This window comes from Halobacterium noricense, from assembly GCF_021233435.1.
Classification (GTDB): domain Archaea; phylum Halobacteriota; class Halobacteria; order Halobacteriales; family Halobacteriaceae; genus Halobacterium; species Halobacterium noricense.
Genome location: NZ_CP089468.1, coordinates 589,662 through 610,667, shown reverse-complemented (window position 1 = coordinate 610,667; position 21,006 = coordinate 589,662). Strand labels below are relative to the sequence as shown.

Genomic DNA, 21,006 nt, shown 5'->3' with positions numbered 1-21,006 from the left:
TGATTCCTACAGTGACAACAGAATAGATATTGCGAGCTGTAATATCGGACTCGCTTCGCTCGTTATCTCGGTTTACCCGATTAATCATAAAATCATTATACGGTCGGCTGAGAAACTTCACGGGTGGCACGCGACCCCTTTGTATCCCAACCACAACTCCGCGTGCCGGCTCGCCACACCGCGTGGCGGGGTTCTCGGAGCGGGCAGACCAGTTATGACTGCTAATTCATCCGACGACGCGCGCGCCGTCGCCATCGAACAGCTCGAACAGTTCGGCCTGAGCACGTATGCGGCGCGGACGTTCGTCGCGCTCGTCGGCCTCGACACCGGCACCGCCAAGGACGTCAGTCGGGTCGCGGACGTGCCTCGGACGCGAGTCTACGACGCCGTCGACGAACTCCGCGACTACGGCCTCGTCGACGTCCAGCAGTCCACACCCAAGGAGTTCTGGGCCATCTCCGCGGAGACGACCGGGCGGAAGGTCGAACGCGAGTGGCAGCACCGCGCAGCCGTCCTCACGGAAGCGCTGGACGAAATCGAGCCGATCGAGCGCCGGGACGAACAGCGCGGCGTCTGGACGGTTTCCGGCCGGAAGACCGTGACCGACCGCGTGCTGGAGTTCTGCGAGAACGCCGAGGACCGCATCGTCTACATGACCGTCGAGGAGCTGCTCACCGAGGACGTCGTCGACGCCCTCGAAGCGGCCGCGGACCGCGGCGTCGACATCGAGCTCGCGGGCGTGTCGCCGGACGTCCAGGAGCGCATCCAGGAGGAGGTGCCCAGCGCCGAGCTGTTCGAGTCGCTGTGGATGTGGTCGGACACGCCGGCCGGCCGGCTCATGATGGTGGACGGCGGGACGACGCTCGTGAGCGTGCTCGTCGGCGGGGAGAACGGCCAACCGTCGACGCCCGAGTCGGAGACGGCTATCTGGGGGAGTGGAGAGTCGAACAGCCTCGTCGTCGTGCTGCGGGCGATTTTCACGTGGCGTCTCGACGACGCCGACTAGCTATCTCGTCGCGAGCGCGAGCACGACTGCAATCAATCCACCCCACGCGACAGCGCCGCCGACGGCGAACGTGAGCAGCGCGCCGTCCCCGAGGAAGCCGGCGACGGCCCACGTGAGCACGCCGACCGCGGCGAGCGCGTGAATCGTCGTCCCGGCGACCGGCGGGTCGCGGCCATCGATGGAGAGCCACGTCCCGTAGGCACCGAGCATCAGCGCGAGCACGTAGAACAGCGCCCCCAGCCCGCCCCACAGCGAGAACAGGCTCGCCAGCAGCGAGCCGTTACTGCCGTCACTGGAGCGAGGTGCGGTGGTCACTGTCGCGGTCGGCCCTGCCGTCGTCCGCTGTGTCGTCTGTGCGGCGGGCTCGACGGTGACGTTCACAGTCGCGTCGTTGAGGCTGCGCACGCCCAGTTCGTCCTCGACGGCGAGCGAGACCTCGTACGTCCCGGGTTCGTCGAACGTGGTGACGTGCGTCGCTGCCGCGCCGGAGCGCCGCTCGCCGTCGACGGTGAAGTCGTAGCGCGCGATAGCACCGTCGTCGGTGGACTGGTGCCCCGAGAATTCGACCGACTCGCCGGGCTCGACGGTCGTCTCGTTGGCTGCGAGCACCGCGGTCGGGCGCTCGTAGCGCGGGCCGAACGGCTCGCTCGCGAACGGTACCGGGTCGGCCTTCCCGCCGTCGGTGACGACCGCGTCGCCCGCGCCGCCGGGGTTGAGCGTCTCGTGGTACGGACCCGACTCGGCACCCCAGTAGTTGTGCTCGGCGACGACGGTCTCCCCGTCGAGAGAGCTACGCAGGCCGATGATGTGGCCGTAGACGTCGTTGTGCACGAGTTCGACGTTCGGGGCGTTCTCGACGACCACGCCAGTCGCAGCAGCGGCGTCGCGGCCGCCGTCGGCGCGCTCCCGGTCCGCCGTGTTCAACACCACAGAGTTGTTCGCCAACCGTGCCGGCGTCGGTCCGGCGACGCGCACGCCGTTCCCGTTCGCTACGATGGTGTTGTTGTGGATTTCGGTGGTCGTGCCCGCGCGCTGGCCCGCAATATCGACGCCGAACTCGTCGTTGTCGAGCGCGTCGTTGAATCCCACGTTTATCCCGCCGAGCAGGTCGCTCGCCCGAACGGAGAATCCGTCGTCGGCGTTCCCGACGAGGCGGTTCCGGAGGGCAGTCACGCCGCGCACGCGGACCGCGGAGACAGCAATTCCCGGGCCGCCGTTCGCGCGCACGACGTTGTCCGCGAACACCGTGTTGTCGACCTGCTGGGTGGCGAACGTCGCGCCGCCGTCGCCGTTCTCGGCGAGCGTGTTGTTCCGCACGTCGAAGTCGTCCACGAAGACGTACTCCGCGGTGGCGTCGACGCCGTACCGGTCGTTACGTGCGAGCTCGTTGTTCTCGACGGCGAGCGTGACGTGCTGGATGCCGCCAGTCGTCCGCCGCAGCGCGACCCGGAGGCCGTTCCGGGAGTCGACGACCGTGTTGCGCGCGAAGCGCACGCGGTCGGCGTCGGTCGCACCCTCCACGTGGAAGCCGCTCCCGGACGCGCCCCGGACCTCGCTGTTCAGTACGTCGACGTCGTCGAGCGCGCCGCCGCGGAACGCGACGCCGTCCCCGCCCACGCGCTCAACTCCGACGCGTCGGAGCGTCACGTCCGCGACGCGGTGCTCGTTGGTGGACTGCGGGCGCGCGTCCATCGACTCAGTCTCGAACGCCACGCCAGCGTCCGAGACGCCGGCGACGGTGACGTCGGTCAGCCTGACGTCTGAAATCCGTCGAGCGCGCACACGAACGCCGTTCGCGCCGGTGTTCGCGAAGGTACTACCGGAGATTTGCACGTTCCGGACCGCGTCCACGTACGGATCCGTCTCGGAGACCTCGAACGCGACGCCCGCGCGCCCCACATCCGTGAACCGCGAGTCCGCAATTCGAATCGACGGCGACCCGTCGCGCGTCGTGACGGCCAGCCCGTTGCGGACGTGCTCGCGGACCGTCGAGTTGGCGAGCCGAATCGACCCCTCGCTGGAAGTCGCCGTAATCGCGGTCGTACCGTGTTCGACGACGGCGTGCGCCAACCGGAGCGTCGAGTCGCGGTCGCCGGCGTACTCGATGGTCTGCCACGTGCCCGCGTCCGAGGACGCGTCCGCGGTCGTGAACTGAATCGGGTCGGCCGCGGTCCCGGCCGCGACCAGACTGCCCTCGACGGTGATCGTGACCTCCTCGCCGACGTTGACCCGCGTGCCGGGCTCGATAGTGAGCGTCGCGTCCCCGGCGACCGTCAAATCGCCGCCGACGTAGTACGGGCCGTCCTCGGCCATCCACGTCGTGTTCTCGGTCACGTTACGCTCGACGTACGTCGGCGTCGTCTCCGCGGCCGTCGCTGGCGCGGCAGCGCTCGCGGCGACGCCGGTGGCGACCACCCCGAGCACCACGAGCGCGCCGAGGAGGAGTTTTCGCGACGTCATGTGAGTGCGTGCAGGAGCCGTCCCAGCGGGTAGTGCATCGACCAGTCGAACGCGCCAGTACTGCCCGCGACCGCTGAGTTCTCCGCGTCGTCGTTCGGGGTCGTGGGGTCCGTGCTGCGTACCACTTCCTCGCCGTCCGGAATCCCGTCGCCGTCCGAGTCGGTCGCGGTCGGATTGGAGCCGTACCGGCGCAGTTCGATGGCGTCTTCGACGCCGTCGCCGTCCGTGTCCGCGTCCAGCGAGTCCGTGCCCGTGTCGCGGTACTCGGTCAGGTCGGTGAGTCCGTCGCCGTCCGTGTCACGGTCCTCGGAGTCGGTGCCGAGGTCGACTTCGAGCGCGTCCGGGAGCCCGTCGAGGTCCGCGTCGGCCTCGATGGCGGACGTGTTCCCCGCGAGTTCGGAGCGGTCGTCGAGGCTGTCGGCGTCCGTGTCCGCGTTCCCGTAGTCCGTGCCCGCGCGGACCTCCTCGTCGTCGCGGGTGCCGTCACCGTCGGTGTCGCGGGCGGTCGGGTTGGAGTCGAACTGGTGAACCTCGTAGCCGTCTTCGAGTTCGTCGCCGTCCGTGTCGGCGTCCCGGAAGTCGGTGTCCAGGGAGAGCTCGTTGGCATTCGAGAGCCCGTCGGCGTCGAGGTCGCCGCCCTTGTTGACGACGTGGACCGTGATTGCCTGGTCGTCGCGGCGCGAGGTGTCGCCGCTCTGCGAACTGTACATCGTCGCGTACAGCGTGTGCCGGCCGGGTTCGAGCTCCTGCTCGCGGGGTTCGAGCGTGAGGTCGGCGTCGGTCGTCGCCAGTTCGCCGAGCGTCACCGTCGTCACGTCCAGCGAGGTGTCGAACGGCTCGCTGTAGCTGGCTTGCCGGGTTTCGGTCAGTCGGACGTCGTAGTCGGCGTAGTAGGTGTCGGAGTCGTCGAGGTAATCACCGACGGTCACCCGCACGGTCGCGGGTTCGTCGGCCCACACGTAGTAGACGCCACCACGCTCGGTCGCAGCGCCCGCGCCGGTCACGTCGACCGAGAGGACGCCGGAGTCGACCGTGGTGGCGTCGACGGTGCCGGCCGCGAGCGCCGTCGCCGGGCTCGCCGCCACGAGAGCGACGACCACGGCGACCACGGCGACCACGGCGGCACGCGGAACTGAGCACCGAGACACGTCCCTCTGTCTTGGTGTAACGCACTTGAAGATAGTGGTGAGTGCACCCGACTAGGTGAGCAGTCTGGCCGCCGTCCCGGGTTACTCGTCGGCATCCGGGACGGGGAACCGTCGCATCGCGTCGTCCCCCATGCGTACGAGCGCGGCGGCCGGGACAATAGGTGTGCAGGGTGGCCTCGCGACGCGGCGGGCGTCGACCGCGGCGCGAGCGCCGCCGTCACGAGTGGAGTGTCTCGTACACCTGCGGGAGCAGGTACGCGAACGCGGCGAACACCACGGCGAACAGCAGCGCCAGTAGCAGTTCGACGGGACCCATAGACGATTTGTTTTCTGTGAGAGGACGTAATCTTTGTGGCCGGCGAAGAGAAAACGGTTTGCCGCCCTACGCCTCACGAAAGACCATGAAGGTACGAATCGGTGCCGGCGCGACCGAGGAGGAAGCGCAGGCGGTCGCCGCCGCGCTCGCCGAACACGTCGCCGACGAGGTCGAAGTGTACCTCGGCGAGGCCGACGAACCCGCAGCCACCCACGCCGCACCCGAGCCCGCCGCGAGCGACAAACCCGAGGAGCGTAAACTCGGGCCGACCGAGCGGGAGGAACGGCTCCGCGAGGAAATCGCGGACATCCTCGAAGGCGGCCCCGAGAAGTACAAGGCGCGCCTGAGCGAGCAGGACAAACTGTTCGTGCGCGACCGCCTCGACCTCTGGTTCGGCGACGAGGACGGGGACGGCGCGGGCGACCTCCTCTTCGAGGACGGGAAGTTCGCCAACTTCGACTCCTGGCACCCGAACAGCCCGGACGTCGACGAGGCCGACCCCGACACCCGCCTCCCCGCGGACGGCCTCATCACCGGGGCCGCGGACTTCGAGGGCCGGGACGTCCACTTCATGGCCAACGACTTCACCGTGAAGGCGGGATCGATGGCCGAGCGCGGCGTCGAGAAGTTCCTCCGGATGCAGCAGCGCGCGCTCAAGACCGGTCAGCCGGTGCTGTACCTGATGGACTCCTCGGGCGGCCGCATCGACCAGCAGTCCGGGTTCTTCGCAAACCGCGAGGGCATCGGGAAGTACTACTTCAATCACTCCCGGCTCTCCGGTCGCGTCCCCCAAGTCTGTGTGCTGTACGGGCCGTGCATCGCCGGAGCCGCGTACACGCCCGTGTTCGCGGATTTCACCGTGATGGTCGAAGGGATGTCCGCGATGGCCATCGCCAGCCCCCGGATGGTGAAGATGGTGACCGGCGAGGAAATCGAGATGCAGGAGTTGGGTGGCCCCGAGGTGCACGCCCGCCAGTCCGGCAGCGCGGACCTCGTCGCCCGCGACGAGGAACACGCCCGCGAACTCGTCTCGGACCTGATTCAGTACCTCCCGGACAACAGCGACGAGCAGCCGCCGAGCCAGCCCGCGAAGCCGCCCGCAAAACCCACCGCGGGCATCGACGACCTGATCCCCGAGTCGCCGAACCGTGCGTACGACATGCACGACCTCGTCGAGCGCGTGGTGGACGCCGACTCCTTCTTCGAACTCAAGCCCGAATACGGCAAGGAGATTCTCACGGGGTACGCGCGCATCGACGGCCGCACGGTCGGCATCGTCGCGAACCAGCCCGCCGAGCGCGCGGGCGCTATCTTCCCGGACGCCGCCGAGAAGGCCGCGGAATTCGTCTGGAAGTCCGACGCCTACAACATTCCGTTACTCTACCTCTGCGACACGCCCGGCTTCATGGCGGGCTCGCAGGTCGAGAAGGACGCCATCCTGGAGAAGGGCAAGAAGATGATTTACGCCACCAGCGAGGCCACCGTCCCCAAGCAGTCCGTCGTCGTGCGGAAGGCCTACGGTGCGGGCATCTACGCCATGAGCGGGCCGGCCTACGACCCCGAAGCCACCATCGCGCTCCCCTCGGGCGAAATCGGCATCATGGGGCCGGAAGCCGCAATCAACGCCGTCTACGCGAACAAGCTGAACGACATCGACGACCCCGAGGAGCGCGAGCAGCGCGAGCAGGAGCTCCGCGAAGAGTACCGCGAGGACATCGACGTCCACCGGATGGCCAGCGAGACCGCCATCGACGAAATCGTCCCGCCCTCCGAACTCCGGACGGAGCTCGCGAACCGCTTCGCGTTCTACGAGGACGTGGAGAAAGACCGGCCCGCGAAGAAACACGGCACAATTCTCTGAGGCAGCGATTGTTCGGTTTCGGGCGGGGCTACGACAGGTGTGCGGTGACGTCCGTCGAGGAGATCATGCCGACGTAGTCGTCGTCGACGACCGGGAGGTGTTTGATGCCGTACGTCGTCAGCATCGCCGCGACCTCCTCCATGTAGAGGTCGGGCGCGGCGGTCTCGACGTCGGTCGTCATCACGTCCGCGACCGTCAACTCGGTGACGTCCTGCCCGTCGGCGACGGCGTCGAGGACGTCCGTGCTGCTGATTATCGCGCGCGGCGTCGTCGTCACGACGAGCGCGCTGATGTCTTTCGCGCGCATCCGCTGTGCGGCCTCCTTCACGGTCGCGTCGGCGCTAATGGTCTCCAGCGGCGTGGACATCACGTCCTCGACTGTCGGCTTCTCGGAAGAAGACATACGACACCGCACGCGCCCCCCGACCAAGGCAGTTTCCCCGTCCGCAGGTCGCAGTCGCGAACAGTCGCTCAGTCCTCGGCGTGTTTGCGCTTCAGCGAGAGCGCCGTGCGGTCGAACTCGCAGACCAACTCGTCGTCGCGGTTCACGGCGAATGCTTCGACGTGGAAGGTGACGACGCCGCGCTCGCCGTCGCTGGTCTCGCGCTTGTCGGTCACGGTCGACTGCGCGCGGATGGTGTCGCCGTGGAACACCGGCGCGGGGTGTTCGACGTCATCGTACGAGAGGTTCGCGACGATGGTGCCGTCGGTGGTGTCCGGGATGGTGAGGCCGACGGCGAGACTGAGCGTGTAGAGGCCGTTGACGACACGCTCGCCGAACTGCGTGTCGGCGGCGAACTCGGCGTCGAGGTGCAGCGGCTGCTGGTTCATCGTGAGGTCGCAGAACCGCTGGTTGTCCGCCTCCGAGACGGTGCGGCGCTTCTCGTGCTCGATGGTCTCACCGACGTCGAACTCCTCGTAGTAGCGTCCCGTCATGCGTGAGTGGGGTCGGCCCCAATCCTTAAAACCGCCGAAATCGCGGCCAACAGGCTTTTACTCCGGGATATGGCCACCAGCCTTTTTCAGTCAGCGGGTGACGTTGAGAATATGTCAGGGGACTACGTCCGTGCAGGGGTACTGGTGGCTGTCGTTGTCACGGCTGCCGCGTTCGCCGGGTTGACGACAGCAGCAACGAGTGGCTCGATAGAAGCGTCGCCGAACGACGCAGGCGCGACCGCGACGCACACGGTGACAGCCACGGTGGACAGCGACGAGGGTGGTAGCTCCTGGAACGGACTGGCGGTCCACTACGAGGCGACCGACGTGAGCAACGTCGGCCAGAACGACCTCGTCGAAATTCGCATCGAGCGCGGCAACAGCAGCGAGTCCATCGACGTCTCCGACGACGTCAGCAGCGTCGGTTCGGAGAACAACGGCCAGACGCTCAACATCGGACTTGGCGGCGTCTACGACCTCTACGAGGGCGACCAGATCGTCGCCACCTACGACGGCGCGCAGAACCCGGACGCAGGCGACTACGGGGTGGGCATCCGAATCAACCCGCAGAGCAGCAGCGCGGAAGCGTCCGCGACGCTCTCGATTTCGTCGGACACGACGGCCACGCAGACGGCGACTGCGACCGCCACGGCCACGCCGACCGCGACGACGACTGATTCCGGTGGGAGCGACACGACCGCGATAGACAGTAACGACGGCGATACGTCCGGCGGCAGCGACACGACCACGAGTACGTCCGGCGGCAGTGACACCACCGCGACCACCGCGACGTCGGACAGCAGCGACGAAGACAACGGTACGTCCGACATCGTCTCCTGGGCGTCCGTCGACGCGGAACCCGCGGAGCCGAACGCGAACGCGACGCACACGGTGATTGCCACGGTCGACAACGAGACCGCGGGCGACTCGTGGAACGGGCTCGCAGTCGACTACAGCGGGACGGGGACGAACGTCGACGAGGTCGGACAGGGCGACGTCGTGAAAATCGGCATCGACCGCGGCGGCGACGCGGGCAACGACACCATCGACGTGAACGTCTCCGACGACCTCAGCAGCGTCGACGCGTCGAACGACGGCCAGACGCTGACCGTCGGCCTCGGCGGGAACTACGACCTCCAGTACGGCGACGAAGTCGTGGTCGTCTACGAGGACGTCCAGAACCCCTCGGAAGGCATCTACCAGGTGCCGCTGGACGTGAACCACCAGAGCAGCGGCGGCACGGGAACCGCGCCGTTCGTCCTGTTGACGGACGACGAGACGACCGAGACCGCGACGCCGAACACCGAGACTAGCACGCCGACTGACGTGCCGACCACGACGGCGGAGTCGACGCCGTCGACGTCGCCCGGATTCGGCACCGTCGCGGCGGTCGTCGCGCTCGCCGCGGCTGCACTGCTCGCGCGCCGATAGACATACAAGCGGCCGGGGCAACCCCCCGCCATGGCTCGACGCAGCGTCCTGTTTTCGCCGGGCGACCAGCCGGAGTTCCTGCGGAAGGCGCCGGAGACGGGCGCGGACGTCGTCGTCTTCGACCTCGAAGACGCGGTCGTGCCCGCGCGCAAGACCGAGGCGCGGACCGCCGTCCAGTCGGTGCTCGCGGACCCCGAGTTCGACCCGGACTGCGAGGTCTGCGTGCGCGTGAACCCGATTGGAGCGGGCGCTCGTGACGACGTGGAGACGGTGCTCGCGGGGGAGAACCCGCGGCTCGACGCGGTCGTCCTCCCGAAAGCCCGGTCCGCCGACGAGGTGACGACGCTCGGCCGGCTGCTCGACGAGCGCGCGTTCGACGTCCCCGTGCTGGCGCTCGTGGAGTCCGCGCGCGGCGTCCTGCACGCCGAGGAAATCGCGGACGCCGGGCCGACGGACGCGCTCGTATTCGGTGCCGAAGACCTCGCAGCGGACGTCGGCGCGACGCGGACCGACGACGGAATCGAAGTCCTCCACGCGCGCGAGCAGGTCGTGCTCGCGGCGGGCGCAGCGGGCGTGGACGCCATCGACACCGTCGACACGGACATCGAGGACACGGAGGGGCTCGCCGAGGAGACCGAATTCGCCGCGCAGTTGGGCTACGACGGGAAGCTCGCGATTCATCCCTCGCAGGTCGACCCCATTAACGACGCGTTCACGCCCGCGGAGGAAGACGTAGCGTGGGCGAAGCAGGTCCTCGACGCCAAGGAGGAGGCCGACGAGGCGGGCCACGGGGTGTACCGCGTGGACGGCGAGATGGTGGACGCGCCGCTGGTCGCGCAGGCCGAGCGCATCCTCGAACGGGCGCTCGCGGCCGGAATCGAGAATGGTAATTAGTGACGTTCGGTGCATATCCTCACACGAATTCCGCCACGCTTTTGCTGAGCGACGAAGTCGCTCGGAGTAATGACGGACACGAATCCCTTCGAGAGTCTGCAGGAACAACTCGACGACGCGAGCGAGTACCTCGACGTCCGCGAGGACGTCCTCGAACGCCTCAAACAGCCCGAGCGCGTGCTCGAACTCACGCTGTCCGTGGAGATGGACGACGGCACCATCGAGACGTTCGACGCGTACCGCTCGCAGTTCAACGGCGACCGCGGCCCGTACAAGGGCGGCATCCGCTATCACCCGGGCGTCACCCGCGACGAAGTGAAGGCGCTCTCCGGGTGGATGGCGTACAAGACGGCCGTCGTCGACATCCCCTACGGTGGGGGGAAGGGCGGCATCGAACTGGACCCCAGCGAGTACTCCGAGAGCGAGCTCGAACGCATCACGCGGTCGTTCGGCAAGGAGATTCGCCCGTTCATCGGGGAGGACAAGGACGTGCCCGCGCCCGACGTGAACACGGGTCAGCGGGAGATGAACTGGATCAAAGACACCTACGAGACGCTGGAGAACACGACCGCGCCCGGCGTCATCACGGGGAAAGCCCTCGAAAACGGCGGCAGCAAGGGTCGCGTCGAGGCGACCGGCCGCTCGACGATGTTCGCCGCCCGCGAGGTCTTCGACTACCTCGGCAAGGATATGGAGGAAGCCACGGTCGCCGTTCAGGGGTACGGGAACGCCGGCTCTATCGCCGCGCGACTCCTCGAAGACCTCGGCGCACACGTCGTCGCCGTCTCGGACTCCTCGGGCGCCATCTACAACCCCGAAGGGTTCGACACCCGCCACGTCAAGGAGTTCAAGCGCGATACCGGCAGCGTCGCGGGCTACGACGGCACGACCGAGGAGTTCGGCAACGAGGACTTGCTCACGCTCGACGTCGACCTGCTCGTGCCCGCGGCTCTGGAGAACGCCATCGACGGCGACCTCGCCCACGACGTCCAGGCCGACGTGGTCGTGGAGGCCGCGAACGGCCCGCTCACGCCGGACGCCGACGGCGTGCTCACGGAGCGCGGCGTCCACGTCGTCCCGGACATCCTCGCGAACGCGGGCGGCGTCACCGTCTCGTACTTCGAGTGGGTGCAGAACCGCCAGCGCTTCCAGTGGACTGAACAGCGCGTCAACGAGGAACTGGAGTCCGTCATCACCGACGCCTTCGACGCGATGATTGACGCCTACGAGGCCAACGACCTCCCGAACCTCCGCATGGCCGCGTACGTCGTCGCCGTCCAGCGCGTCGTCGACGCCTACGAAGGCAGCGGTAGTTGGCCGTAGCTCCTCAAAAAAAGCCGCGGGTCGCGTTACAGGTAGCCTTCTGCCGCGAGGCGCTCGACCGCTTCTTCGAGCCGTTCGGTGCTCGCCGCGTACGAGATGCGCGCGTAGCCCGGCGTGCCGAACGCGCTCCCGGGGACGGTCGCGACGTGGGCGTCCTTCAGGGCATCCTGGCACCACTGCTGGTCGTCCTCGTCCACCGGGACCATCACGTAGAACGCGCCGTCCGGCTCCGGGACGTCCGTGCCGTGCTCGGCGAACAGTTCCAGCAGGCGGTCCTTCCGGGACTCGAACGCCTCGACCATCTCCTCGACGGCTTCGTCGGTGTTCTCGATGGCTTCGACGCCGCCGTGCTGGACGAAGTTCGTCGCCGAGGAGACGGAGTGCGAGTGCACCTTCCCCGCCTGGTCGACGAGTTCCTCGGGCCCCGCGAGGTAGCCCAGGCGCCAGCCCGTCATCGCGTACGCCTTCGAGAAGCCGTTGATGGTGACGGTGCGCTCGAACATCCCGTCGAGGGCGGCGAGGCTCACGTGCTCGCGGCCGTAGTTGATGTGCTGGTAGATTTCGTCCGAGATGACCGTGATGTCGTGCTCGACGGCGAGGTCGCGGACGCTCTCCATGGCCTCACGCGAGTACACCGAGCCCGTGGGGTTGCTCGGGGAATTCACGACCAGCAGTTCGGTGTCGTCCGACACCGCGTCGGCGAGTTCGTCCAGCGCCGGCTCCAATTGGAAGTCGTGCGGCGAGAGGTCGACGCGAGTCAGTTCCGCGCCCGCGATTTTCGCCATCGCCTCGTAGGACACCCACGCGGGGTCCAGCAGTGCGACCTCGTCGCCGTCGTCGACGAGCGTCTGGAACGTCTCGAACAGCGCCTGCTTCGCGCCCGGCGTCACGATGACGTTGCCCGCCTCGTAGTCGATGCCGTCGCCGCGGAGCTTCGCCGCGATGGCCTCCCGCAGTTCCGGGATGCCGTTCGAGGACGTGTAGCCCGTCTCGCCGGCTTCGAGGGCGTCCTCGGCGGCGTCCTTGACGTTCTGCGGCGTGTCGAAGTCGGGTTCGCCGACCGAGAGGTCGATGACGTCCTTGCCCTCGGCTTCGAGTTCGTTCGCGAGGTTGCTGACCGCGAGCGTCGCGCTCGGTTCTACTCGTCGTACCCTGTCGGTGAAGTCCATCTTAGAGTTCCTCCGCGAGGTGAATCGCGCTGTCTACGGCTTCCGCTCCCTTCTGTACTCGTTCGCGGGCTTCCGCGCCCGACATCCCCGGCCCGGCGACGCCGAACGCGACCGGCGTGTCGCGGTCGAGACTGACGTCGGTGAGCTTCTGGGCGGTCGCGTGTGCGATGACGTCGTCGTGGTCGGTGTCGCCCGTGACGATAGCGCCGACGACCGCGACGGCGTCGACGTCGTCGCGGCGCGCGAGCCGGTCGGCGGCCAGCGGCGCGTCGTACGCGCCCGGCACGCGGACCAACTCGACGACGTTGGCGTCCGCGTCGTCGGCCGTCTCCACGGCCGCCGATTCCATCTGTTCGGTGACGCTGCGGTTGAACTCCGCAACGACGAGCCCGAGCGCTACCATACTCGTTGGGTCTCCCGGCGCGGATAAAGGCCTACCGTTACGGACAGTTCCCGCGAACCCACAAGTTTGTATGCACCCCGTTCCGTTTGGCGAACGAAATGCCCTCCTTCGGACGCCGCCGCGCCCCGGCGCTCGCGGTCGCCCTCGCGGTGCTGGCCGCGCTCGTCCTCCGGTTCGTCGCGCTCGGCGACCGCATCTTCCACTGGGACGAGGCCCGCGTCGGCTACTGGGTGCTCCAGTACGCCGCGACCGGCGAGTGGGCCTACCGTGCCATCGTCCACGGCCCGTTCCTCTTCCACGTGAACGAGTGGCTGTTCGGCGTCCTCGGAACGAGTGACGCCGTCGCGCGAGCGCCCGTCGCGGTCGTCGGCGCACTCCTCCCGGCGACGGCGTGGCTGTTCCGCGCGCGCCTCGACGACGTGGAGGTCGCGGCGCTCGCTGCACTACTCGCGCTCAACCCCGTGCTCGTCTACTACTCGCGGTTCGTGCGCAGCGACGTGCTCGTCGCGGCGTTCAGCGTCGCCGCGCTCGCGCTCGCGGTGCGCGCGCTGGATACCCGCCGCGGCGGCTATCTGGTCGCTGCCGGCGCGATGCTCGGCCTGGCGTTCACGACCAAGGAGAACGCGCTCGTCTACGTCGCGATGTTCGCCGGCGCGAGCGCGCTCCTGCTGGACGAACAGCTGTTCACGGCGCGCAAGCGCGACGAATCCTGGGAGCGCGTGCTCCACGAGCATCTCCAGCGAGTCGGAAGTGGCCTACTCGCGTGGCGGCGCGCCATCGCTGGCGGCGCGCTCGCGTTCCTCGTCGTAGTCGTCGTCTTCTACGCGCCGCGGCCCGAGTTCTACGCGGCGCTCACGAACCCGACGCGGCTCCCAGGCGTCGTCGCCGCCGGCACGGCCGGTGCGTGGGCGGAGTTCTGGAGCACGTGGGGCGTCAGCGGCAGCGCCTCCCGCCAGCACAGCTACGTCGCGTTCCTCGCGGACGCGCTGCGGACGCTCGGCGCGGCGTCGCTGATGCTCGTCGCCGCCGCCGTCGTCGGCTTCCTCGCGGAGCGCTACGTCGCCGACGAGCCCCGCGACCTCGTGCTGTTCGCGGGCTACTGGGCGGTCGCGTCGGTCGTCGTCTACCCCGCGATTACGGACATCTCCGGGCACTGGTCGGTCGTGCACGCGGTGGTTCCGCTGGCGATTCCCGCGGCCGTCGGCGTGCGCGTGGTCGTCGACCGCGGCCGGTCGGCCTCCCGGAGCGACGACCGCGTCGGCGTCGCGCTCGCCGCACTCGTGTTGCTCGCAGCGGCCGGACAGATGGGTGCCGTCACTACGGAGACGTCGTACCTGATGCCGCAGGACGACGAGAACGCGCTCGTCCAGTACGGCCAGCCCGGCAGCGACATGCGCGCGACCATCGAGCGCATCGACCGCATCGCCCCCGAGAACGACGGGACGGACGTGCTCTACTACGGCAGCCACTTCCACGTCACCGGCGAGTACGACGCCTCGGACCCGGACAGCGTCGAGGGGACGAACTGGTTCAATCGGCTGCCGCTGCCGTGGTATACCGAACGCGCGGGTGCGGTGACCGACTCCACGACGCGACTGTCCGCACCGACGGTCGCCGGGAACGAGACGGTCAGCGTCGAGACCACGGACGCGCCGGTCGTCGTGACGCAGGCGAAACACTACCAGGGCGTCCGCGAGCGCCTCGGCCCCGAGTACGAGGGGTGGACGTACGAACTCACGGCGACGAACACGATTATCGTCGTCTTCGTGGACACCGGGGCACCGGGCTTCGCCGACCCCGAGTGAGCACGGGCGTGTACACTCCGTCGGTTCCTTCGGCAATTCTTATGCAGGAGTAGGCGGAAGTCGCGGGTGATGACGGTACCCGTTCCCGGAGCGACAGTCGGGGTCGTCGGCGGCGGCCAATTGGGCCGGATGCTCGCCGAAGCCGCGAGCCCGCTGGGCGCCGACGTGGTCGTCCTCGACCCGACGCCGGACTGCCCGGCGTGCCCGCCCGCCGCCGATCAGATTACGGCGGCGTTCGACGACAGCGACGCCATCCGCGAGCTCGCCGAGCGCGCGGACGTGCTCACGTACGAAATCGAGCTCGCGGACCCCGCAGTGCTCGCGGACGTGAGCGACGAGTACGACGTGCCTGTCCACCCGTCGCCGGGGACGCTGGAGACGATTCAGGACAAGCTCGTGCAGAACCGGGCGTTCGAAGACGCGGGCGTGCCGGTGCCGCCGTTCCGCGCGGTCGACGACGCCGACGACCTCGACGCCGCCTTCGAGGCGTTCGGACGGCCGCTGATGCTGAAGGCGCGCACCGGCGGCTACGACGGCCGCGGGAACGCGCCCGTGGAGTCGGTCGCGGAGGCGCGCGGGACGTTCGACGGTCTCGACGGGCTCGTCGCCGAGAAGCTCGTGGACTTCGAGCGCGAACTCTCGGTCATCGCGGCCAGCGGCGACGGCGAGACGGCGACGTTCCCGGTCGCAGAGAACGTCCACGAGGCCGAGATTCTCCGCGAATCCGTCGTGCCGGCGCGCACCAGCGAGCGCGTCCGCGAGGAGGCCACCGAGGTCGCCCGCGACGTGCTCGACGCGCTCGACGGCCGCGGCGTTTTCGGCGTCGAGTTATTTGAAGTGGATGGCCGAATCCTCGTCAACGAGGTCGCGCCCCGCCCGCACAACTCCGGGCACTACACCATCGAGGGCTGTCACACCTCGCAGTTCGAGCAGTTCGCCCGCGCGCTCTGCGGGCTGCCGCTCGGGGACACGACGCTCCGCCAGCCGACCGTGATGGCGAACGTGCTCGGCGACCCGGAGGGCGCGGAGCGCCCCGCCGACTTGGCGGGCGTGTCGAGCGCGCTGCGGGACGACCGCATCGCCCTCCACTGGTACGGCAAACGCGACGTCCGCCCGCTCCGGAAGATGGGGCACGTCACGGTCGTCGGCGACGACCGCGGCGAACTCCTGATGCGCGCTCGCGCCGCCCGCGACGCGCTCTCGTTCACACCCTCAGACTCATGACCACAGTAGCAGACCTCGTCGAGTTGTTCGAATCGGAAGCCGCGCGGGACCGCCCCCGCGAGCAGACGCCCGACGTCGGGATTATCATGGGCAGCGACAGCGACCTCGACGTGATGGCGGGCGCGCACGACGCGCTCACCGAGCTCGGGTTCGCGGAAGTCACGGACTACGACGACCCGCCTGCGGGGTACACCTTCGAGTCGTGGGTCGTCTCCGCGCACCGGACGCCGGACCTGATGTACGCGTACGCGGAGACGGCCGCCGACCGCGGGCTCGACGTCATTATCGCGGGTGCCGGCGGGAAGTCCGCGGACCTCCCGAACATGACCGCGTCGCTTGCGTACCCGATTCCGGTCGTCGGCGTCCCCGTCCAGGAGAAATCCGTCGACTCGGTCATCGGGATGCCGACGGGCGCGCCAATCACGGCCGTCGACGCCGGGAAGTCCTACAACGCGGGGCTGTCGGCCGCACAGTTCCTCGCGACCAGCGACGACGAACTCGCCCAGCGGCTCCGCGACCGCCACGCCGAACGCCGGGACGGCGTCGCGGACGTGTCCCGCGAACTGCACGAACGCGGGACGCCGGGCTTCCGGTCGGCGCGGGACTGACCAGTCACGTCACCGACGCCCGAACGCCGCAGTCGCCCTGAAACCCCCGAATTCTACCGTCTCGGGCCGTGCGAGCATAAATCAACGTTTATGGGCGTGGGGTCCAAACTCCCGCTCGTCACGGAGACACTCCTATGAATCCATGGATCGCCATCGGTATGTTGGCGCTCGTGGGCATCCTCATCCCCGCATCGATGATGGTGGTGTCCTCGCTACTGCGCCCGACCGTACCTGAACAAGGGAAGCGAGCCACCTACGAGAGTGGCGAGGTTCCGACGGGGGACGCGCGCGTCCAGTTCAACATCCAGTACTACATGGTCGCGCTGCTGTTCCTCGTGTTCGACATCGAGACCGTTCTCATCTTCCCGTGGACCGTTATCTACCAGGACGCCGTCCAGTCCGCCGGCCTGACCCGGGCACTGCTGCCGATGCTCGTCTTCATCGGCGTGCTCGTCGTCGGCCTCGCGTGGGCGTGGCGCAAGGGCGTCGTCCGGTGGGTGCGGACACCACGGCACGGAGGAAAACCACATGAGCAGTGACCAACCACGCGACAGTATTACGGGAACCAGCGAACCGCTGACTGACACCCGCGAAGCCCGAATGGGGGAGGGCGTCGACAGCCGGTTCAACTCGAAGCTCCGCGAGGCGTTCGGCTCGACGCCGTTCATCCTCACGAAGTTCGACAAGTTCATGAACTGGGTTCGCGGGTCGAGTATGTTCATGCTGCAGTTCGGTATCGCTTGCTGCAGCATCGAGATGATGCACACGTACTCGGTCAAACACGACCTGGACCGCTTCCACGCCGGCGTCCCCCGCGCGTCGCCGCGGCAGGCCGACGTGATGATTGTGCCGGGGACTATCGTCTCGAAGTTCGCCCCGCGCATGAAGCGCGTCTACGACCAGATGCCGGAGCCGAAGTTCGTCGTCAACATGGGGAACTGTTCGACCTCCGGCGGCCCCTTCCAGGAGGGGTACAACGTCGTGAAGGGCGCCGAGGAAGTCATCCCGGTCGACATCCACATCCCGGGCTGCCCGCCCCGCCCCGAGGCGCTCGTCTACGGCGTCGCGAAGCTCCAGGAACGCATCGCCAACGGCGAGTCGTCGCCGGTCACGGTCAAGCCCTACGAGCTCGAACAGTTCGGGGACCTCGACCGCGACGAGATGGTCCAGAAGCTCGCCGACGACATCGACGAGGAGACCCTCGTCATGCGCTACAATTGGGCTGATTCGCCATGAGCACGTACGAAGAGCGTAACGTCGAACCCCCGACGACCGAGTCGGGCGACGTCGACGGTGACGCCATCGCGGAGCTGCTCGGCGACCACGTCCTCGACCGCGAGGAACACCTCAACGCCGACGCCTACGTCGTCCGCGCGGACGCCGTCCAGGACGTCCTCCAGACGCTGAAGGACGACGCCGGCTTCGACCACCTCTCGTGTGTCACCGCCGAGGAGCACGATGACCGCTTCGAGAGCATCTACCACCTCAAGCAGTACGACGACCCGACCAACGAGGTCAGCATCGTCGTGCCGACGTCCCGCGAGGAGCCGGTCAGCGAGAGCGCGGCCCCCGTCTTCCGCACCGCCGACTGGCACGAGCGGGAGGCCTACGACCTCGTCGGCGTCCAGTACGACGACCACCCGAACCTCGAACGCATCCTCCTTCCCGACACGTGGCAGGGCCATCCCCTGGGTCTGGACTACAACCAGGACAAGCCCCAGATCGTCACGTTCGAGGAGAACAAGAACCCGCTGGAGGACCACGCTCGCGGCGGTGAGGACTCGGACACGATGTTCCTCAACATCGGTCCCCACCACCCCGCCACGCACGGCGTCCTCCACGTCGAGACGGTGCTGGACGGCGAACAGGTCGCGGACGTCAACCCCGACATCGGCTACCTCCACCGCTGCGAGGAGCAGATGGCCCAGAAGGGGACCTACCGCTACCAGATTATGCCGTACCCCGACCGCTGGGACTACGGCCCGGGCGGCATCGTCAACGAGTGGGCGTACGCCCGCGCCGCCGAGGACCTCGCGGACATCGAGGTCCCCGAGTACGCGCAGGTCATCCGGACGATGGGCTCGGAGATGTGCCGCATCGCCTGCCACCTGCTCGCCACCGCGACGTTCGCGCTGGACCTCTACGGCGACTTCACCGCCATCTTCATGTACGGCATGCGGGACCGGGAAATCGTCCAGAACCTCCTGGAGGACCTCACCGGCCAGCGCATGATGTTCAACTATCTCCGCCTCGGCGGGGTCGTCTGGGACATCCCCGAACCCCGCGACGAGTACTTCGAGAACGTCCGGGACTTCCTCGACGACCTCCCGGCGAAGCTCGACGAGTACCACGACCTCATCACGGAGAACGAAATCTTCCAGTCCCGGTGTGTCGACACCGGCTACCTCGACCCCGAGGTCGCCAAGAACTACGGCGTCACGGGCCCGGTCGCCCGCGGCTCCGGCATCGACTACGACCTCCGCCGCGACGACTCCTACGGCTACTACGACGAGCTCGAATGGGACGTCGTCACGGAGGACGGCGGTGACAACTTCGCACGCCTCCTCGTGCGGATGCGCGAAATCGAACAGTCCGCCCGCATCATCGAGCAGTGCGTCGACCTGCTGGAGGACTGGCCGGAGGACGAGCGCGAGATTCAGGCCAACGTCCCGCGCACCCTCAAGCCCGAAGCGGGCAAGGAGACGTACCGCGCCGTCGAGGGCGCGAAGGGCGAACTCGGCATCTACATCCGCGCGGACGGCACCGAGAAGCCCGGGCGCTTCAAGATTCGCAGCCCGGCGTTCTCGAACCTCTCCGCGCTCAAGGAGATGTCCACCGGGGAGTACATCCCCGACCTCGTCGCCACGCTCGGCAGCCTCGACGTGATTCTCGGGGAGGTGGACCGATAGATGGCGACGGCGACGCCACTCCCCGACACCATCCAGGACCTCCTCGGCATCGGCGGGTTCGCCGGGGAGCTGCTCTCGATGCTGCTGGGCGCGGCGCTCGTCGGCACCATCATGCTGACGATGACCGCGTTCGCGGGCCCGTGGGCGAAGCGCAAAATTACCGCGGCGTTCACGGACCGCATCTCCGTCAACCGCATCGGCCCCTGGGGGCTGGGGACCATCATCGTCGACGCAGTCCGCCTGCTGTCGAAGGAACTCATCATCCCCGAAGGTGCCGACCGGCCCGCGTACGACGTCGCGCCGGTCGTGCTCGCGGGCTCGGCGCTGCTCGCGTTCGCCGTCATCCCGATGGGCAACGGCATCCACCTCGCCGACCCCGAAACGGGGCTCGTGTTCGTGTTCGCAATCGCGTCGATTGCGAGCCTCGGCCTCCTGATGGGCGGGTACGCGTCGAACAACAAGTACAGCCTCCTCGGCGGCCTGCGTGCCGTCGCGCAGAACATCGCCTACGAGATTCCGCTCGTCGTCACCGCGGCCTCCGTCGTGCTGTTCACGGGGTCGCTCCAGATGAGCGAAATCGTCGCCGCCCAGACCGTGGAACTGGTGACCATCGCCGGCATCCGGATTCCGGCGTGGTTCGCGTTCGTCAACCCGTTCGCGTTCGTGCTGTTCATGATCGCGAACCTCGCGGAGGTAGGCCGCAACCCCTTCGACACGCCCGAAGCGCCGACCGAAATCGTCGGCGGCTACCAGACCGAGTACTCCTCGGTGTACTTCGTGCTGTTCTACCTCGGCGAGTTCGTCCACATCTTCCTCGGCGGTGCCATCATCGCGACGCTGTTCCTCGGCGGCCCGGCGGGACCGTTCCTGCCCGGGTTCGTCTGGTTCACCATCAAGATCTGGGCGGTGTTCCTGTTCACGCAGTGGTGCCGGTCGGCGGTCCCGCGCGTGCGCATCGACCAGATCATCGAGATTGGCTGGAAGGGCCTGCTGGTCCTCTCGTTCGCTAATCTCGTGCTCACCGCAGTTATCCTCGGGGTGCTCGGACTATGATTGGACTACTCAAAGGGATGGCAACGACGATGAAACACGCCCTCGACGGTGAGACGTTCACCGTCGAGTACCCGGAGGAAGCGCCCGAAGTCAGCCCGCGCTTCCGCGGGGTGCACAAGTTCAGCCAGGAGCGCTGCATCTGGTGTCGCCAATGCGAGAACGTCTGCCCGAACGACACCATCCAGATTGTCACGGACAAGCAGCGCAACGGCGAGCAGTACAACCTCCACGTCGGACAGTGCATCTACTGTCGGCTCTGCGAGGAGGTCTGTCCGGTGGACGCGATTCTCCTCACGGAGAACTTCGAGTTCACCGGGGACACGAAACACGACCTCGTGTTCAACAAAGAACAGTTGAAGAACGTGCCGTGGTACAACGACCTCGACCCGCTGGCGTCCCGCGAACCCGACCGGGGTTCCTGGGTCGGCGAAGGCGAAGGCGAGGTCGACTACCAGTAGTT

Annotated in this window: 17 protein-coding genes and 2 pseudogenes; 13 read left to right on the top strand and 6 right to left on the bottom strand. The window is 67.8% G+C overall.

What is annotated here, in order from left to right; translation table 11 throughout:
* Positions 1–214: 214 nt before the first annotated feature.
* Positions 215–1,006 carry a TrmB family transcriptional regulator gene (locus LT974_RS03380; RefSeq protein ID WP_232589259.1) on the top strand — a complete coding sequence of 264 codons (792 nt, stop codon included), beginning with the start codon at positions 215–217 and terminating at the stop codon, positions 1,004–1,006.
* Here the strand turns inward: LT974_RS03380 and LT974_RS03375 are convergent, their stop codons facing one another.
* Positions 1,007–3,466 (bottom strand): right-handed parallel beta-helix repeat-containing protein, encoded by a 2,460-nt coding sequence (locus LT974_RS03375; protein ID WP_232589258.1) that lies wholly within the window; start codon positions 3,464–3,466, stop codon positions 1,007–1,009.
* A complete protein-coding gene (locus tag LT974_RS03370) occupies positions 3,463–4,614 on the bottom strand; it encodes a calcium-binding protein (RefSeq protein WP_232589257.1) in 1,152 nt (383 codons plus the stop codon). Before LT974_RS03370 ends, LT974_RS03375 begins: the two co-directional genes overlap by 4 nt.
* Positions 4,615–5,015: 401 nt before the next feature.
* Here LT974_RS03370 and LT974_RS03365 point away from each other — a divergent pair, with 401 nt between their 5' ends.
* The gene (locus tag LT974_RS03365; protein WP_232589256.1) at positions 5,016–6,791 is read left to right on the top strand and encodes an acyl-CoA carboxylase subunit beta; all 1,776 of its coding nucleotides are present in this window, start codon (positions 5,016–5,018) and stop codon (positions 6,789–6,791) included.
* A gap of 28 nt (positions 6,792–6,819) precedes the next feature.
* Here LT974_RS03365 and LT974_RS03360 read toward each other — a convergent pair whose 3' ends face one another.
* The gene (locus LT974_RS03360; protein WP_232589255.1) at positions 6,820–7,194 is read right to left on the bottom strand and encodes a CBS domain-containing protein; all 375 of its coding nucleotides are present in this window, start codon (positions 7,192–7,194) and stop codon (positions 6,820–6,822) included.
* A gap of 68 nt (positions 7,195–7,262) precedes the next feature.
* Positions 7,263–7,730 (bottom strand): annotated as a pseudogene (locus LT974_RS03355) (MaoC family dehydratase); the annotation flags it as partial.
* 108 nt (positions 7,731–7,838) lie between these two features.
* On the opposite strand from LT974_RS03355, the gene LT974_RS03350 reads away from it, so the two are divergent.
* The 3 genes from LT974_RS03350 to LT974_RS03340 all read left to right on the top strand — a co-directional run bounded on the left by LT974_RS03350 (position 7,839) and on the right by LT974_RS03340 (position 11,375).
* A complete protein-coding gene (locus tag LT974_RS03350; protein WP_232589252.1) occupies positions 7,839–9,158 on the top strand; it encodes a PGF-CTERM sorting domain-containing protein in 1,320 nt (439 codons plus the stop codon).
* A gap of 30 nt (positions 9,159–9,188) precedes the next feature.
* Positions 9,189–10,052: an HpcH/HpaI aldolase/citrate lyase family protein gene (locus LT974_RS03345; protein WP_232589251.1), complete on the top strand. Its 864-nt coding sequence runs from the start codon at positions 9,189–9,191 to the stop codon at positions 10,050–10,052.
* Between the two features lie 69 nt (positions 10,053–10,121).
* Positions 10,122–11,375 (top strand): Glu/Leu/Phe/Val family dehydrogenase, encoded by a 1,254-nt coding sequence (locus LT974_RS03340; protein WP_232589250.1) that lies wholly within the window; start codon positions 10,122–10,124, stop codon positions 11,373–11,375.
* Positions 11,376–11,401: 26 nt separating this feature from the next.
* Here LT974_RS03340 and LT974_RS03335 read toward each other — a convergent pair whose 3' ends face one another.
* Both LT974_RS03335 and ribH read right to left on the bottom strand, forming a co-directional pair.
* Positions 11,402–12,544: a pyridoxal phosphate-dependent aminotransferase gene (locus LT974_RS03335; RefSeq protein ID WP_232589249.1), complete on the bottom strand. Its 1,143-nt coding sequence runs from the start codon at positions 12,542–12,544 to the stop codon at positions 11,402–11,404.
* Position 12,545: 1 nt separating this feature from the next.
* Complete coding sequence (gene ribH / locus LT974_RS03330) at positions 12,546–12,947, bottom strand: 6,7-dimethyl-8-ribityllumazine synthase (protein ID WP_232589248.1); 402 nt, start codon at positions 12,945–12,947, stop codon at positions 12,546–12,548.
* Between the two features lie 98 nt (positions 12,948–13,045).
* Between ribH and LT974_RS03325 the strand changes: the two genes are divergently transcribed.
* The 8 genes and pseudogenes from LT974_RS03325 to LT974_RS03290 all read left to right on the top strand — a co-directional run bounded on the left by LT974_RS03325 (position 13,046) and on the right by LT974_RS03290 (position 21,004).
* Positions 13,046–14,752, top strand: a complete 1,707-nt coding sequence (locus LT974_RS03325) for a flippase activity-associated protein Agl23 (protein ID WP_232589247.1) — start codon at positions 13,046–13,048, stop codon at positions 14,750–14,752.
* A gap of 51 nt (positions 14,753–14,803) precedes the next feature.
* A pseudogene (locus tag LT974_RS03320) lies at positions 14,804–15,976 on the top strand (5-(carboxyamino)imidazole ribonucleotide synthase); the annotation flags it as partial.
* On the top strand, positions 15,973–16,584 hold the full coding sequence (gene purE / locus LT974_RS03315) for a 5-(carboxyamino)imidazole ribonucleotide mutase (protein WP_232589245.1): 612 nt from the start codon (positions 15,973–15,975) through the stop codon (positions 16,582–16,584). The pseudogene LT974_RS03320 and the gene purE, both read left to right, overlap by 4 nt.
* 134 nt (positions 16,585–16,718) lie before the next feature.
* A complete protein-coding gene (locus LT974_RS03310; RefSeq protein WP_232589244.1) occupies positions 16,719–17,123 on the top strand; it encodes an NADH-quinone oxidoreductase subunit A in 405 nt (134 codons plus the stop codon).
* Positions 17,113–17,820, top strand: coding sequence for an NADH-quinone oxidoreductase subunit B (locus LT974_RS03305; protein WP_230887572.1), 708 nt, complete (start codon positions 17,113–17,115; stop codon positions 17,818–17,820). Before LT974_RS03310 ends, LT974_RS03305 begins: the two co-directional genes overlap by 11 nt.
* A complete protein-coding gene (locus tag LT974_RS03300) occupies positions 17,817–19,493 on the top strand; it encodes an NADH-quinone oxidoreductase subunit D (protein ID WP_232589243.1) in 1,677 nt (558 codons plus the stop codon). Before LT974_RS03305 ends, LT974_RS03300 begins: the two co-directional genes overlap by 4 nt.
* Entirely contained in the window at positions 19,494–20,546 is a 1,053-nt protein-coding gene (locus tag LT974_RS03295) for a complex I subunit 1/NuoH family protein (RefSeq protein WP_232589242.1), read from the top strand.
* Complete coding sequence (locus LT974_RS03290; protein ID WP_157502830.1) at positions 20,543–21,004, top strand: NuoI/complex I 23 kDa subunit family protein; 462 nt, start codon at positions 20,543–20,545, stop codon at positions 21,002–21,004. The genes LT974_RS03295 and LT974_RS03290 overlap by 4 nt, the downstream gene beginning before the upstream one ends.
* Positions 21,005–21,006 lie beyond the last annotated feature (2 nt).

Excerpts from the sequence above, each read along its gene's own strand:
- LT974_RS03300 (WP_232589243.1), top strand. The coding sequence starts at position 17,817 with ATGAGCACGTACGAAGAGCGTAACGTCGAACCCCCGACGACCGAGTCG.
- ribH (WP_232589248.1), bottom strand. The coding sequence starts at position 12,947 with ATGGTAGCGCTCGGGCTCGTCGTTGCGGAGTTCAACCGCAGCGTCACC.
- LT974_RS03360 (WP_232589255.1), bottom strand. The coding sequence starts at position 7,194 with ATGTCTTCTTCCGAGAAGCCGACAGTCGAGGACGTGATGTCCACGCCG.
- LT974_RS03375 (WP_232589258.1), bottom strand. The coding sequence starts at position 3,466 with ATGACGTCGCGAAAACTCCTCCTCGGCGCGCTCGTGGTGCTCGGGGTG.
- LT974_RS03380 (WP_232589259.1), top strand. The coding sequence starts at position 215 with ATGACTGCTAATTCATCCGACGACGCGCGCGCCGTCGCCATCGAACAG.
- LT974_RS03345 (WP_232589251.1), top strand. The coding sequence starts at position 9,189 with ATGGCTCGACGCAGCGTCCTGTTTTCGCCGGGCGACCAGCCGGAGTTC.
- LT974_RS03350 (WP_232589252.1), top strand. The coding sequence starts at position 7,839 with ATGTCAGGGGACTACGTCCGTGCAGGGGTACTGGTGGCTGTCGTTGTC.
- LT974_RS03365 (WP_232589256.1), top strand. The coding sequence starts at position 5,016 with ATGAAGGTACGAATCGGTGCCGGCGCGACCGAGGAGGAAGCGCAGGCG.
- LT974_RS03310 (WP_232589244.1), top strand. The coding sequence starts at position 16,719 with ATGAATCCATGGATCGCCATCGGTATGTTGGCGCTCGTGGGCATCCTC.
- LT974_RS03295 (WP_232589242.1), top strand. The coding sequence starts at position 19,494 with ATGGCGACGGCGACGCCACTCCCCGACACCATCCAGGACCTCCTCGGC.
- purE (WP_232589245.1), top strand. The coding sequence starts at position 15,973 with ATGACCACAGTAGCAGACCTCGTCGAGTTGTTCGAATCGGAAGCCGCG.
- LT974_RS03290 (WP_157502830.1), top strand. The coding sequence starts at position 20,543 with ATGATTGGACTACTCAAAGGGATGGCAACGACGATGAAACACGCCCTC.
- LT974_RS03325 (WP_232589247.1), top strand. The coding sequence starts at position 13,046 with ATGCCCTCCTTCGGACGCCGCCGCGCCCCGGCGCTCGCGGTCGCCCTC.
- LT974_RS03340 (WP_232589250.1), top strand. The coding sequence starts at position 10,122 with ATGACGGACACGAATCCCTTCGAGAGTCTGCAGGAACAACTCGACGAC.
- LT974_RS03335 (WP_232589249.1), bottom strand. The coding sequence starts at position 12,544 with ATGGACTTCACCGACAGGGTACGACGAGTAGAACCGAGCGCGACGCTC.
- LT974_RS03305 (WP_230887572.1), top strand. The coding sequence starts at position 17,113 with ATGAGCAGTGACCAACCACGCGACAGTATTACGGGAACCAGCGAACCG.